This window comes from Flavobacterium collinsii, assembly GCF_946903285.1.
GTDB lineage: Bacteria > Bacteroidota > Bacteroidia > Flavobacteriales > Flavobacteriaceae > Flavobacterium > Flavobacterium collinsii.
Genome location: NZ_OX336425.1, coordinates 2,222,880 through 2,238,955, shown reverse-complemented (window position 1 = coordinate 2,238,955; position 16,076 = coordinate 2,222,880). Strand labels below are relative to the sequence as shown.

The window sequence follows — 16,076 nt, the reverse complement described above, 5'->3', positions numbered from 1 at the left end:
AAAAGAAGCTAATCCCTTCAAAATTTTCTTTAAGCGCTACATAACCTCTCCTATTGAACCAGACAAATAACCTGAAAATGATAAATATCAGTGATTACAGCTAAGTTAATCGTATTTTTGCTATTCATTTATAGTTAGAAAGCATGACAACTCTTAAAGACATATCAAACATAGAAGACATAAAATTAATGGTGGACACCTTTTATAATAAAGTAAGAAAGGACGATTTACTTGGACCTATTTTTAATGATAAACTGCAGGATCGCTGGCCTGAACATTTAGAAAAAATGTACGGCTTTTGGCAAACTATTTTGTTTGATGTTCGTGCCTACTCGGGAAGCCCCTTTCCTCCACACAAACAACTACCGGTAGATAAAACTCATTTTGACCGCTGGGTACTACTTTTTAACAGTTCTATCGACGAACTTTTCTCAGGAACCATAACCGAGGAAGCAAAAATACGCGCAGCCAATATGGCGTACATGTTCAATCATAAGATTGAATATTTCAGAAACGTAGACAATCATTAATTCAAGAAAAACTCGGATATTTCTTTATATTATTTTGGATTGCACATTTTTAAATGGCTAAATTTGACCTCAACAATATTTGAAATATGATAAAAACATTACTATCTTTTCTTCTTTCTTTTTTCATTTTTAATGGTTCCCAAGCTCAGACGGTTAAATCTATTTTATATAAAGGTACTATCGACGGAAAAACTGCCGTAACTTTTTATATAAAAGCTGAAAACCATCCTTGCAATGCCAATCTTATGTATACCTCAATGTATCGTTATGACAAATCCGGCAATTGGATTCAATTAAATACGACTCAAAATAAAAAAAATAAGCGCGAGTTTGTATTTGTAGAACAAGGATTTACCGGAGTCATGATTTTAGAGAAAGACGACACCTCTTTTAACGGTTTATGGATAAGTCCGGACGCCAAAAAGCAACTCAAAACAGAGTTGAAGAAAGTCCCCATGACTGCAAAAGATATTGAATTCTATGAAGATAAAATGGAAAAGGTAAATTATGAAAATAACGATTGCTAAGCATTAATCCCTTTTTACTGTTGTAAAAGAAATCCGCGAAAAACGCAATAAAAAATCACTTCGAACAAAAAAATTATAAGGAATAGCAAAATTTAGCATCTTTAATTTGTAATTTTACATTCTAATCTACAACGTTTTCGAAATGAATGCCAGTATTGAAACAAACCCTTTATTAGAGCGATTGCCTAAACATTTAAAGCAATTTATTAAACCTCAGGATTATGGTGATTACACACCAATTAATCAAGCGGTTTGGCGCTATGTGATGCGTAAAAATGTAGATTATCTTTCAAAAGTTGCGCACCATTCTTATCTGGATGGTTTGAAGAAAACGGGTATCGAAATTGACTCCATTCCAAGCATGTACGGGATGAATCGAATTCTGACTGAAATTGGGTGGGCAGCTGTTGCAGTGGACGGATTTATTCCGCCAAATGCTTTTATGGAATTTCAGGCGTATAACGTTTTGGTTATCGCTTCAGACATTCGTCAATTAGAACATATCGAATATACACCAGCACCGGATATTATTCATGAAGGTGCAGGTCATGCTCCTATTATTGCCAATCCGGAATATGCAGAATATTTAAGACGCTTTGGAGAAATTGGCTGTAAAGCTATCTCTTCTCATAAAGATTATCAAATGTATGAAGCAATCCGACTACTTTCTATTTTAAAAGAAGCCGAGGATACGCCTCAGGAAAAAATAGACGAAGCCGAAAAAGCGGTTGCCGATTTACAAAACAATATGGGGGAATTGTCTGAAATGGCTCAAATTCGAAACTTGCATTGGTGGACAGTAGAATATGGTTTGATCGGAACAGTTGAAAATCCAAAAATATATGGTGCAGGGTTACTATCCTCTATAGGAGAAAGCGCCTGGTGTATGACGGATAATGTGAAGAAAATCCCTTATAATATCTCTGCTGCCAATCAAAATTTTGACATCACACAATTACAGCCTCAACTTTATGTAACGCCTAATTTTTCTTATTTGAGTTTGGTTTTAGAAGAATTTGCAAACAAAATGGCTTTAAGAACCGGAGGTTTATCAGGAATACAAAAATTAATTCATTCCAATGCTTTAGGAACGATTGAACTCAGTACAGGCTTACAAGTTTCAGGTGTATTTACCAACGTTCTGGAAGACGAAGGAAAACCAATATACATCCAGACTACCGGAAAAACTGCTTTATCGTACCGCGAAAAAGAATTGGTTGGTCACGGAACTCTAACACATCCACACGGATTCGGAAGTCCAATTGGAAAACTGAAAGGCTTTAATCTGGCGATTGAAGACATGAGTCCGAAAGATTTACAGGCTTATTCTATTGTAGAAAATGAAACCGTAAAACTAGAATTTGAAGGCAATATTATTGTTGAAGGTGAAATCATTACAGGCTCGAGAAACCTACATGGTGAAATCATCCTGATTAGTTTCAGAAATTGTACGGTGACGCATGGCGAAACGATCTTGTTTCAGCCTGAATGGGGGAACTATGATATGGCGATTGGTAAAAAAGTCGTTTCGGCTTTTTCCGGTCCTGCTGATGTAAATAGTTTCGACCTGATCAATACCGTACCCAAAACAACTACTATAAAAGCAAAACATTCAGACGAACGTGACGACTTAGAAGTATTGTATCAAACTGTTCGTCTAATTAGAGAGAACAAAAGTGCTACAACTGAATTAAAAGCTGTATTTCACAAACTAAAAGAAAGCCATCCTAATGATTGGTTATTGGCTGTTGAAATCACTGAGCTTCTGAAGAATTCAAATGAAAACCAACTTTTACAGGAGGTTTTAGTTCATTTAGATCAACTGAAGATTAAACGCCCTGAAGTTGCACATTTAATTGCCGGTGGATTGGATTTGATTTTTGATAAAGAAGCGGTTTAGTTTAAAAGTTATTCTAAGTTGCTAAGGTTCTGAGATACTAAGGTTCTAAGTTTTTATTTCTCACGCAGATTTTCATTTTTTGTCCTTACGAGGAACGAGAAATGAAAAAAAACTCAGCACCTTAGTATCTTAGCGTCTTAGTACCTTTAAAAAAAAAAAATCAAAGCTTCAAATCCTGATTCAATTCTTTCTCAGATTCAATAGTTTTACCGTTGTATTGCAGTTTCCAGCCCATTGAATTGGTCAGGATTAGGATTTTAGACAACTCGCTGATTAATCGGTTCTGAGCATTTGTTTTCAACGTAGAGCCCTCTATTTTTTTAGCCAGATTCGCTTTTACCGATTTATTGATTTTGTTATAATCGTCTCCCGTAAATGGATTCAGCTTGCTTTGTTCTACATCATAAAACTGTATATCCGGATTAATTGTAATTTCTTCTTTTGGAATGTTTAAAATCGTAATCGTTTTGTTCTTCTCGTCGATATCGTACTTCATTTTGTGCAAATCGTAGGCTACGGTAACATTTGCATTTACCACTACAAGTGCTTTCTTCTCAAAAGAAACCATGTCCATTAAATACTTCTGCTGATTTTTATACGTAATGACTTCAGAGAAATGGCCTTCGGTCACGACTAACTTTCCAACATTTAAGATTTGCTGTTGAATCAGATTGGTATTATAGTCGATAGTCGAATCGTCGTCTTTTTTGAATTCACAATACTTGAAAGCCAGTACTATTACAAGTACGACCGCAACCAAAACTATTATTCTCTTTATTAAATTTTGCATTCCATTAATTTATTAGACCAATTTACTTCTTTTTTTCAAGAGGTTAAACGTTTTCTGCTACGTTTTTTTTCACGACCCGAACGTTAGCGAAATGAAAATTATATTCGTAAAAAAAATTAAAAAGGATATCCAATTGCAATGTTTAAAATCAGATTATCTTTTCTCCAGGGACCGCTTCCAAAATTAATATCGTCGATTACCCATCTCTGGCCTTGTGGCAAATAGGGTTTTCTTAACGGAAATGCCAAATCAGTTCTTAAAACCAGAAAAGACAAATCAAAACGCAGTCCGGCACCAGCTCCTACGGCAATATCTTTCATAAAATCTTTGGTAATTTCTCCGCCCTTCTTGTTTGGATCTGAATTGAGCAGCCACACATTTCCTGCATCTACAAATACGGCACCTCGAACAATACTAAAAAGTTTTGCCCTGTATTCGGTACTAAATTCCAATTTCAAATCGCCTGACTGATCCGGAAGAAAATTATTAGTCGTTTGTGTATTGAGATAACTTCCCGGTCCGAGGGATCTGGCTCTGAAAGCCCGAATGCTATTGGTTCCTCCTACCACAAATTGTTTAGCCGTTGGCAAAGCTCGCGAATTTCCGTACGGAAGTCCTATTCCCAAAATAATCCTGCTGGCCAATTCACTTTCTTTCCCCAGCTTTAAATAATGCCTGAAATCACCTCTCATTTTTACGAACTGACTAAACGGAACGTCAAATATCTTTATGGTATCATTCTTCTTAATATTAGCACCTGTCACCAAACCTGTAACGTTTCCGGCCAAATCTAGATCACCACTAAAATAAAACGTATTTTTTCTACGCTTTTGCATGGTATTGGTGTAGGTATAGGTATAAGTTGGTCCAAAAATCAGCTGCTTTTCAATTACTTTTTCCAAAGATGGATCTTGTTTAATATCTGCTAAATATTGAGCCGTCACATGATTGGGACTCACATAGGTCACATCAATTATATTCAGTTGATGTTCTTTCCGAATATTCTCTTTCCATTGATATCCAAAAGACGTTTTAAAAGAATTTAAAGCATACAATTGTGTTCGGTTTTGATATTCATAGCGCACTGTTGCTTTTGTTCGCGGCACATATTCGCTGGAACCTTCAATATGAAAAAAAGGAACGATAAATCTTGGCCAGGTCAAACTGGTTTCTGTTCCAAGTTTGTAAATGTTTCTCCCGTTATTCGCTCCTGAAAGCTGAAAATCGGCACCGCCAAAAATAGAAACTGTCAGTAATTCTGCTCCACGAAATAAGTTTCTATTGTTCCAGTTTAGATTTACTTCTGTTCCGGTATAACTGGCTGAATTTGTTTTCCCCAAAACTTCTACCCGAATAAATTTCTTTGGCAAAAGTGTTAGATAATAATACGCATCCAGCGCATTTGGTAAACTGTCAGAAGGCTTAAATTCATTCTTAACAAAACTGAATGTTCCTAGATTCACAAAGCGATTTAGGGTCAGATTGTGGTCTTTACGGTTGTAAAGATCGCCTTTTTTGAAGTAGATAGCGCGGTCAAAAACTCTTGGTTTAAAAGTGTTTGCCGTATCAATAATAGTGAAATCTTTGTACTGAACCACATCTTTCGACTGGTATTTCACACTGTCTTTTGAAATGGTAAAATTCGGATAAACTACAACTTTATTGATCTTATAAGCTGTAAGTGCTTTTGGAGGCGTATCTGCTTTAATGACCAATCTAATTTTTACTTCATGATCTCCTTTACTACTGTCGACCTGAGCCAAAAGATAGTCGGGGTTAAAATAATAATAGCCTTTCTCCTTCAGTCTGGCGTCTATACGTTCGCGCTCCGCTTTTATAACATCCAAATCATACGGCTGCCCCACTTTCAGCAAACTTCTTCGGCTTGATCTTCCGATTATTCTGGACATTGCCAATGAATCATCAGGAAAAATTACGCTTTTAATCCTGTATTGCTTTTTGGGCACTACTGTATATTCTGCTGTAACTCTTTTATCACTAACGGTTGAATCGGCACTTACGCGAGTTTTAAAATAGCCTCTGTTTTCGGTAAAATTCCGAAGAACAGCAGCATTATAGTCTAAGTCGACTTTACTAAAAAGTACCGGAGGTTCGCCTACTTTAGTGCGCAGCCAATATCGGATTCCCTTTTGCTTTTTAGGCTCTCCAGCCATATTGTAAAACCATAGTTTAGGACGCAATCCCAGAAACTGTTTGTTCGGTTTCGGGCGCAGCAAATCATTCAGTTCGTTTTCCAGTTCTTTTCGTTCTTTCTTTTTAAGAATAGAATCTTTTACGGTTACAGAACCTCCTGTGTATAATAAATCGCCTTCCGGTAAATACTTTGTATTACTGCATCCAAAAACAAAAAATAAGGATAGCGCAGTAAAACATCTGATATATCTCATGCTCCTGTTGCTATGTTTTTTGCTCATTTCCTTCTATTTGATTTTCCTTTTTTTGCTTCTCCTCTTTCTCTTTGAGTTTATTTTTTTCCTTGCGCAGTTTTTCTTCTTTTATCATTTCTTTTTCGGCTGCACTGCGATGAAAAAGTTCGCGGAATTTATTATAACTCATGGTGATGATAAAGGCAACCCCCGTTTCTACTACCTGTCCTTCAACTGCAACCTGATATTCATTTTTTCGATACGCACGAACCATATAACGACCATCTTTTGTTAATTGATAATCCAGTGCCACATCTCCCGCAATATTGGTACTTTGCTCGTTGGCTCGTTCCTGACCTTCAACGGCAAAACTGCTTCCTACTGTAACTTTTAATCGATCGTTTAACAGCTTTTTAGAAACCCCAACGTTCAGATCGGTTCTGTTTTCTCTGCTTCCCGACGTATAATCGTCTGTTGATTCGAGATCAAATTCTAACTGAACTCCGGTGATTAACTCTCCGGCAAGATCGTTTAATTGCTGTGACAAAATCTTGCTCACACTTTGTCGTGCCAGAGATTCTGCACTGGTTCCTCCGCTTTCGCTCGAAAATGGGTTCTCACCAATAAAGCGATTCAAGAGCAAAAGAGCAAAAACCTGTTTGTTCAATTCCGCCGGTTCTTGTCTTAACTGCTGGAGTTTTGCTTTGGTAAGTGATACCACATTTGCAGAAACATCATTATTACCCTCCGGAAGTACAATATCAAAAGTGATTTCAGGTTTTAAAAGCTCCCCGTTCATTTTCAACAAGGTCTGAAACGGAATTTTCTGCTTATAGGTGTTTCGCTCCGTAGGGTTATCCGTTGGCAATTGATTGCCCAATAAGTCTATTGGTGCGGTGTTTACTTTATAAATCGCCGTAATATTAAGATTGGCCATAGTAGGCTCACCATTCCAAATGATATAACTTCCTTTCTGAATATCAAATTTTCGTCGGATCATGTTGAAATTCATCTCATAAGCCCCATCCGAAAACTCGTATTTACCCGTCAAAGTTGTTTTTCCTGACGGATCGATTCCTCCGGTAAGTTCGGCTTCTCCTTTTAAGTTCAGATAATCACCATTTCCTTTATCGATAACCAATGTTAGTTCTGCTTCCTTATCGATCGAAATAGCCACGCTTACATCCATACCAACTAACCTTGATTGATTGAGTTTTTGCTCCATGGCAGCAGTTTGTTTCAGATACTGATTGTCTTCATTGACAAACTCTACTATTCCGTCACGATCTGCTATGGAAGGATCAGATTGCGGCATTACCACAGTAAACTTAGTCGCTTTGTTTATTTTAATATTCCCACCAACTACAGGATTTTCAAGTGTTCCTTTGATGTTTAGTTTGGTATCTAACAGTAGATCTCCATAAAACAAATCATTGTCTTTTTCTTTTGAATGTATGGCTCTGAAATTATCTGCAACAACGGTTAAACCAAAGTCAAAACGAGTGTAATCTGTCGATTTGATGGTTCCGTTTACAATCAGTTCATTGTCATTTTCATCATGCAATGTGAAGGTATCAAAGGTGATCACATCGTTCTGAAGTGTTATTTTTTCATCGACTGTTTTAAAATAGGAGTTGAACTTCGTTACTCTGAACCCTGTTTCTTTAAAGTTAAGTTCTCCATTTACCTTTGGAGCAGTTTCATTTCCTGTAATTTTAAAATTCCCTGTTAAATATCCCGTTCCCTCGGTTAGATTGCCCATACTAAAGCCTTGAATGCTTTTGATGTTCAGTTTGTTCAGATTTAAATCAAAGTCCAGATTTCCATCGTCTATTTTGTAATTTCCGGTCAGATTCACCTCATTTCCTTCTCCGTCAAGCGTTACGTTGGCTGCCAGTAAATTTGCTGTTTTATTATCGACTTTTACCGCTATATTTCCAACCGGTTCTCCTTTAAAAGCAAATTGATCTATTTTGATATCCGAAGTAAAAGTAGGTTTCGTCATCACATTTTCAACCAGAGCATTTCCATTGATTAACCCTTGCATTAACAACTGATCTTTTTTGACGATGTTCATAATCGTCTCTATTTTAAAATTCACAAAATCAACCTGTAATGGAGCATTATCCTGATCTCCCTGCGATTGAATCCTTAATTCGTTACCTGAATTTTCTAAATTAAATTTATTGACATACAATCTTTTACCTCCAAACTCCATCACATTTTCCGGATCTATATTCCATTTATCATAGTTCAAAATAAAATTCTGAGCATCAATCCTGAGGCTGTTTTTTGAACCGTCATGCTTTAAATCTCCAGCAATAAAATATTGCTGTTTTTCTTTGACATCTTTTACTTCCAATGCATAATCGAGAATATTGTTTTCAATTTTTCCGGACAAACTTGTAAACGGAATTTTTAAAGATCCGCTTTCAATCGTACCAAACGAAACCTTGTATTCTAAAGCATTCTCTTTGGCTTCAATATTAATTTTCCCATCGGCAATGGTATTGTCTGCATATACAATTCTCGGAATACTTCCATTGATTTCGAGAGAATCGGTTACATTGTTGTATTTTCCTGTTAGGGTAATCGGCTCTAAACCTTTTAATTCTGGAAGTAGTTTTTGTAAAATAGGATCGTTATCCACCTTTATTGTAAAAGCCAAACGTTGCTCATCGGATTCTCCCTTTTCTTTTGGATTTTTTAAATCAATGTATTTTGATGCTGTTTTTTTCAGTGCTGCTGTTAAGGTTGTCAGTTTGTATTTACCATCGATTTCGGCGTTTAAAAACTGAGAAGATACTTTGATGTTGTTTCGATTTTGATCGGCAAAGGCAATTAACCGAATTGAATCGAGAATGATAGGTTCTGCCTCCTGTGCAATCTGAATGTTCGAAAGAAATACTTTTCCGTTTAAAAAATCAGGATTACTATTGGCAATATCGGCGTCGACATTTCCGCGCAGTTTCATTGGGCCGGCGTGCAGGTTTAATTTTTCGAGATCGGCAATATCCAGGTTTAATTTTAACTGAATGGTAGGGTATTTGTCTTTAGTATCTCCGCTGGCGATCAGATCAAAATTCAGATTCGGGTCTTTCATTCCTGAATTTACAGCAAAAGAACCATTGGCAATATGCCCTTTTAAAGCCAAATCTTTATAGGTATATTTATTAAAAACTGCTTTCTGAACCAATCCTTCAAATTCTGCCTGAGCCGTTTTGGGGTCCAAACCTTTGCCTTTTACTTTTGCCTTAAGCGTAATTCTTCCTATTGAATCGTTTTTAATCAATCTTCCCAAATCAAAATCCAGTAAATAAACGGTCGCATCATATTTTTCTTTTTTCTTCAACCGCTGATCGAACAAAGCATCTACTTTTGCCTTACCGAAACTGCTGCTCAAAACCAGATTGGTTTTAAAATTCTGAACTGAACCTTTGAACTTTCCTTGTAAATTTAACTGAGCGGGCAACTGAATGTTTTTCGGAATCGTCCCGTCTGGCACAAACGAATAAATGTCTTTGGAGGTACTGGAAAACTTTTTGATGTCTAAATCATAATCTGCCTTTTGCGCATCAGGCAGGCCTTTTATCTTTCCAGAAATAGAGACTTTTGCAGTTCCAATTCCGCTCATTTCGAACTGTGGAATAGCCAAATCTTTTATTTTTCCGCTCAAACGGGTGTTGAGATACAAAACAGCATTTGGATTGCTTTTAAACGGATTTGTCTTTTGCAAATCTGGAGCAAAAAGCAAAATGTCCTTAAATCCGATTTTAGACTGGTTTAAAACGGCATCCAAAGTAAGATTGCCCAAGTCTTTAGAAATGGAAGCTATTGAAGGATAAGCAACTTTAATACTATTTTGAAAGAGTGTTTGCGGGGTTTTTAAATACAAATCGTTCAGGTACGCATGCTTTGGACCGTAAAAGAAATTGGTTTTTAGAGCCTGAAGCTGTAAACCGCTTTTGTCGTTTACCGTCAGCGTTTTTATATTTCCTGAAATCGTATCATTCCCATAATACAATTTTTCTGCTTTAAAATTAAGCTGATCCAAATCCATGTGACTGTAATCGATTCCTTTAGCAATTGGTTTTGATTGCATATCATCAAATTTGAAGGCTATATTTTGTATATCGATAAGGTTTAGTTTTACTTTCCAGCCCGCTTGTTTTATAGCTGTGGTATCTAAATCAGGTGTCTGAACTTTTTTGTCTTTTGCGCCCAGTCGTAAATTCCCTTTTAGATTTTTTAGTTCGAAAGCATCAAAATCCAATAACTGGCGGTTCAGATCAATTTTGTTTACCGATAAATTCAACTCATCCAGTTTGATTCCCGAATCTAATTTGGAGTCTTTGTTGTCATACGCAATATCAATTTTTGCGAATCTGATCTTTCCTAATTTCAAATTGAAATCTGTTCTTTTCGAAATGGTATCAACAGTTTGTACCGATGCTTCTGCAATCTTCTCCACCACATCCTGATTCAAAACCACTTTTAATCCGTTTAAATCAATATTCGGAATATTGAAACTCATTTTACCCAGATCGAATTCTTTGAATTTGGTATCAAAATGTGTGAGTTTTACGCGAATGTCATTTTTCGAAAAATCATCTTTAAAATCAAACCTGACATTGTCAAGATTTACTTTTATAACCGAAATTTTAAAAGGTTTGGCATTTGGATCTTCCGCTTTTGGATCTTTAGATTCGAATGCTTTGATAATATAATCAAAATTAAAAACGCCCTTTCTATCTCTCGAAATGCGGGCCGTTGTGTTTTGCAGCGAAACGGAATTAATTTCCAGTTCGCTGTTAATCAGTTTAAACAAATCAACATCCAGCTCTAAACGTTTCCCGCTTAACAGTGTATCCTTTTTTTGATCTTCAAAGTAAAAACCTTCTAAAACAATATCTTTTGGAAATTCTATCGAAATGTGTTCAAGGGATACTTTTGTTTTTATCTTTTTATGCAGATAGGTAATCGCCTTATCTTTTACAAAATTCTGTACCGACGGAACCTGAATTAAAATAATAAGAAGCAATAAAAGCGTAATTACAGAAGCCATGCACCAAAGCAGTACACGAAGTGTTTTTTTTAGAAAATGAATGGATTTCTTATTCATACGTCAATAAAACACATTTAAATTAAGTTTAATTCAGACAAAACTGTAGTTACAAATTTGAAAATTTTAAACTTTAACAATTTACACAATTACCAGCAATTATTCTAAAATTTAGGGGCAAATAATTATTTTCTTACTTTTATATTATCATGAAAACGCGAAAGTGCAAACAAAAAAGAGAATTTTAGAAATACTCCCGGAATGACGCAGCGTCACACAAAGTATGGTATTTAAAAGTTAATATGCCTCCATTTGTCTTCTATTGCCTTTATTTTTTGCTGTAGTTTGGCTAAGAATTTCCGATGTTGTTCAGACTCCGGATTGAAGCTTCGATGACGCAGACTCTTCTGAATTTCATCTACTTCCTTCAGAGTCGAAATACTATTTTCGGCGATATAATTTTCGCTGAATCGCTGCCAGATATAATCAATTGCCACAGCATTGGGGTGCAGCATATCTTCGGCATAAAAACGATAATCCCTAAGTTCGTCCATCATAATTTCATAAGACGGGAAATATCCTAATTGTTGATTGTTGCTTTTAGATTGCAGATTATGATGAAGTCCGGCAAATAAATGCGACTTACTCAATTGATTTTCGGCAAAACCATCTTTTATGTGTCGGACAGGAGAAACAGTAAAGATAAAATTGATATCCGGATTTAAAGTCTGAATCAAATTAATTGTGCTTTGAATGCTTTCCGAAATCAAATCAACTGATAACAGTTCTTTTGTAAATTGTTTTTGAGGTACTTTATGGCAATTGGCCACGATTTCATCACTTTCTAAATTTCGATAAATCCAGGAAGTTCCGTAAGTAATGATAATATGTGTGGCTTCTTTTAATTTTTTATTGGTTTCTGAAATTGCTTTATTCAAAGTCTCGAGTAATTCCTGTCGATCTGAATTGCTCAAATCAGAGTGTACTTCATAACTGTGCCAACGTTCGTTATGAAAAAAAACATCTTTTTCGGTGTACGCTTCCTGCTTTACTATTCGCTCGATTATCTTCTCAATTGAAACCGGATTAAAGATAATCCCAAACGGATTTGTAGCGTTTTGAAACTTGAAGTAATCAAATTTCTCTGCCATATTCTCTGCAAAGCAAGAACCTATTGCCAATACTTTCGAATTATAATCTATTGGATTATTGGTCTTAGAAATCGGTATTTGGGTTCTGAATTGCATGAAGTTGTTTTGTGTAAATTTCGGTTTTTTTTCACAAACAAAAAAGCCGAAAACAAAATGCCTCCGACTTTTCGCCCCCAAATTTTAAACTTTCTATTAATAGAAACATTCAGATGTATATTTTAATCCTTCAACATTATCGATGCTTTTTCAGGATATCCGGCTGCATTATACGCGTAACTATTAGGTAGACCATACAGTCTTTCCTGAAGTATCTGAAATTTCATTGTGAAAAACTCTGGTTCCTTCTCCATCCACAGAAGAAATTTTATCAAATCCTAAAATATTTTCAGCATTACAAACGTAATACTCCTAAAAATCAAAACCTTACGGGATTCCACATCTAAAACACAGAACTCAACTCAAAACAAACATAAACAACTGACAACGAACAACATATACTAAAAAACACTTTAAAAAAAAGTAATTAAAAAACAAAAAACAGTATAAATACTTAGCCATTTTCTTGTATTTACTTATTGCTCGCATATTTTAAAAAAAAATAAAATCTGGGTTCTGAATTACATGGCGTTTAATTTGAACACGAATTTTACCCATTTCGGACGATAAAAAAAGCCAAATACTCTTGTATTTGGCTTTTCATATAAAATGCAATTTTGCTTTTAGTATGTCAATTGAGTTGTCTCAGTTAACTTACCATCGTTTCCAAAATGTTTTTTCTCTGTTGGAAAATTACTATCGTTGTAAACATAAGAGAAAGTACTTACATAAGATGAAGTAGCTGAAGTTCCTGTTATTTTAACAACATTGTTAACAGAAGTACCTTCTTCCGCATCTAGTAAAAGTTTAATCCCTGCAACATTAGCATTAGAGGTCTTTTTTGAATCATACTCGTAAGTGTAGGTAGTATTTGCCTTGCCATAATAAGAACTTTCAGATTTAACTAAGTTACCGTCTTTAAAAGTATACTTTCCAACCTTTCCACCTTCTTCTTCAGCTCCTGTTGCGGCGTTTACATAAAACCCTTCAAAAGAAACAGTACCGTCTCCATTTTGAGTGTATTTCGTTTTGTAATATTTAGTTGCACCTGCATCTTTCACAGTTACAGAAGCCACCTTTCCTGCAGAATAGATATACTCAGTAGTCGTTACAAGTACGTTATCTGATTTGAATTCTTCTATTTTTGAAATTAAATCACCTACATATGAAAACTTAAGAATAGTACCATCATTATCTGTTTCACTTACCAATTTGTTACCATTGTACTTCACCTCCGAAAAATAATTCTCTTTTGGATCGGCGTACGAATAAGCTATTTTCGATGGTTTTAATGAAGAGGATGCATCTGCAACATCATCACTAGAACAAGAAGAAACCAGTACCATAGCTAAAGCACTAAAAAGGCATAAAATTTTTTTCATTTTGATTTGATTATTTTTGTTATTTGGCGCGAAAATAATATAACCAAAATTTAAAGCCTTACGGGATTCCACATTAAAAAGCATAGTATTCTTAAGCACTTCTATCAATTTACTAATAACAAGCAACCTATATAAAAACTATTAGTAATATAATTTAATAAAAAAGTAAAACACACTATAAACACCTAGCTTTTTTCTTAGTTTTTCATATTTTCCCCGTGTTAAAAAAGAGGTTTCCTGAAAAATTAAAACATTCAGAATTAAAAAAACACTCGTCATTTCAGCTGTAAAAAAAATTTACATTTTTAATAACAAAAAGCAACTTAACAGCGTTAAACAATTCATTACTTTTGCATCTTCCACAAATTCAAATTCACCTATGAAATTATTATATTCTTATATAATCAAACACAAAATGCTTTTGCTTTTTGCTTTGATTATGGCTTCTATTAACATCTGTTTCAGCTTATCAGACTCTATCATTACCGGTAAATTAATGCAGGATTGTGGTGTTGGACTTCACAAATACGCAGGCAATGAAATAGGTTTTATAAAATCACTGTCGTTCTGGCTTGGTCTTTCTCTTGGTGCTGCGATGGTCTCCAGAATTACCAAAAACTTTCAGGACTATTTTACGAATGTCGTGATTCAGCGCACCGGAGCGCAAATGTACACGGATGGAATCAAAAAATCGCTCGATCTGCCGTTTGCAGAATTTGAAGATCAGCGAAGCGGTGAAACGTTGAGCAAACTAACCAAAGTACGTTCTGATTCTGAGAAGTTAATTACACTATCAATCTCTTTAATCTTTCAGACTGTTATTGGTTTTGTATTCGTGATTGTTTATGTGGCCCGAATCGATTATCGTATTTCGATCATCTTTTTGGTTACGGCTCCAATTATTGCGTTGGTAAGTTCATACCTAGGCAAAAAGATAAAAATTGTTTCTAAAAAAATCGTAAATCAAACTAATGCTTTGGCTGGTTCTACAACCGAAAGTTTAAGAAACATTGAATTGGTAAAAAGTCTTGGACTAACATACCAGGAAGAAAAACGTCTAAACCTGAACACCTTTAAAATCCTGCAACTCGAACTTGAAAAAATCCGTTTTATCAGAAGTTTGAGTTTTATACAGGGTACAACGGTTCATTTTTTAAGAACTTGCGTTGTTTTTACATTGTATTATTTCTTATTTGGAAATAAAATTATTGTAGGTGATTTATTGACAATGGTATTTTTTACCTTCTTTATTTTTGGGCCTTTACAAGAATTAGGGAATTTTATTATTGCACTTAATGAAACAAAGGTTTCAATGGAAAATTTCAAAACTTTACTCAGTGCTCCAAAAGAATTTCGTCCAAAGAACCCTAAACATGTTGGAGCAATTCAATCATTGCTTTTCTCTAATGTGAGTTTCCAGCACAAAACAGCCAAATTTAAAGCAGTAGAAAATATTAATTTCGATATCAAACAAGGTGAGACCGTTGCTTTTGTGGGGCCTTCGGGGTCAGGAAAAACTACTTTAGTAAAGTTATTAGTTGGTTTGTACACGCCCGCTGAAGGTCATGTATTTTATAATAATATTGATTCGGCAGAAATTGATTTGCTGGATTTAAGAAAACAATTAGGATTCGTTACTCAGGATGCACAACTGTTCTCCGGAACAATTCGGGAGAATTTATTATTCGTAAGACCCAACGCAACCGATGAAGATTTATACGATGCTTTAAAAAGAGCAAGCTGTGAGAAACTTCTACAGCGTGCCGAAGACGGTTTAAACACCACAATCGGTGAAGGTGGAATCAAAGTTTCCGGTGGGGAAAAACAACGTTTATCAATTGCCCGTGCTATTTTAAGAAATCCGAATTTATTGATTTTTGATGAAGCCACTTCTGCTTTAGATTCTATTACCGAAGAAGAAATCAACACTACCATTCGTAATATATCAGACAAAAACAGAATCACGGTTTTAATTGCGCACCGTTTATCAACTGTAATGCATGCGGATAAAATTTTTGTATTGGAACAAGGAAAAATCATCGAACAGGGAAAACATGAGGATCTAATTTTCGAAAAAGGATTGTATTACGCTATGTGGCGCCAGCAAATTGGGGAAAGAAAATAGTTAAGGGGCTAAGGTACTAAGATTCTGAGTTTTTTTTTAACATTCCCGAAACGTACTATTTGTTATTTCTGCGAAATTGAAATCTCTACAACGAGGATCTAATCTATTTTTTTCAATAGCATCCTG

Annotated in this window: 9 protein-coding genes; 4 read left to right on the top strand and 5 right to left on the bottom strand. The window is 35.3% G+C overall.

The window, feature by feature from the left end:
* Positions 1 to 143: 143 nt before the first annotated feature.
* The 3 genes from OGZ34_RS09720 (at position 144) to OGZ34_RS09710 (ending at position 2,957) form a co-directional block, all read left to right on the top strand.
* On the top strand, positions 144 to 530 hold the full coding sequence (locus OGZ34_RS09720; protein WP_263362900.1) for a group III truncated hemoglobin: 387 nt from the start codon (positions 144 to 146) through the stop codon (positions 528 to 530).
* An 86-nt stretch (positions 531 to 616) separates the two neighbouring features.
* Entirely contained in the window at positions 617 to 1,057 is a 441-nt protein-coding gene (locus tag OGZ34_RS09715; RefSeq protein WP_263362899.1) for a hypothetical protein, read from the top strand.
* A 142-nt stretch (positions 1,058 to 1,199) separates the two neighbouring features.
* On the top strand, positions 1,200 to 2,957 hold the full coding sequence (locus OGZ34_RS09710; protein ID WP_263362898.1) for an aromatic amino acid hydroxylase: 1,758 nt from the start codon (positions 1,200 to 1,202) through the stop codon (positions 2,955 to 2,957).
* Positions 2,958 to 3,117: 160 nt separating this feature from the next.
* On the opposite strand, the gene OGZ34_RS09705 is transcribed toward OGZ34_RS09710, so the two are convergent.
* The 5 genes from OGZ34_RS09705 to OGZ34_RS09685 all read right to left on the bottom strand — a co-directional run bounded on the left by OGZ34_RS09705 (position 3,118) and on the right by OGZ34_RS09685 (position 13,825).
* The gene (locus OGZ34_RS09705; RefSeq protein WP_173964667.1) at positions 3,118 to 3,747 is read right to left on the bottom strand and encodes a DUF4230 domain-containing protein; all 630 of its coding nucleotides are present in this window, start codon (positions 3,745 to 3,747) and stop codon (positions 3,118 to 3,120) included.
* A gap of 116 nt (positions 3,748 to 3,863) precedes the next feature.
* On the bottom strand, positions 3,864 to 6,182 hold the full coding sequence (gene tamL / locus OGZ34_RS09700; protein WP_263362897.1) for a translocation and assembly module lipoprotein TamL: 2,319 nt from the start codon (positions 6,180 to 6,182) through the stop codon (positions 3,864 to 3,866).
* Positions 6,166 to 11,256 (bottom strand): translocation/assembly module TamB domain-containing protein, encoded by a 5,091-nt coding sequence (locus OGZ34_RS09695; RefSeq protein WP_263362896.1) that lies wholly within the window; start codon positions 11,254 to 11,256, stop codon positions 6,166 to 6,168. The genes tamL and OGZ34_RS09695 overlap by 17 nt, the downstream gene beginning before the upstream one ends.
* 230 nt (positions 11,257 to 11,486) lie before the next feature.
* Complete coding sequence (locus OGZ34_RS09690) at positions 11,487 to 12,443, bottom strand: GSCFA domain-containing protein (RefSeq protein WP_263362895.1); 957 nt, start codon at positions 12,441 to 12,443, stop codon at positions 11,487 to 11,489.
* Positions 12,444 to 13,066: 623 nt separating this feature from the next.
* A complete protein-coding gene (locus OGZ34_RS09685) occupies positions 13,067 to 13,825 on the bottom strand; it encodes a hypothetical protein (protein WP_173964663.1) in 759 nt (252 codons plus the stop codon).
* Between the two features lie 379 nt (positions 13,826 to 14,204).
* On the opposite strand from OGZ34_RS09685, the gene OGZ34_RS09680 reads away from it, so the two are divergent.
* Complete coding sequence (locus OGZ34_RS09680) at positions 14,205 to 15,950, top strand: ABC transporter ATP-binding protein (RefSeq protein WP_173964662.1); 1,746 nt, start codon at positions 14,205 to 14,207, stop codon at positions 15,948 to 15,950.
* The last annotated feature ends 126 nt before the right edge of the window (positions 15,951 to 16,076 follow it).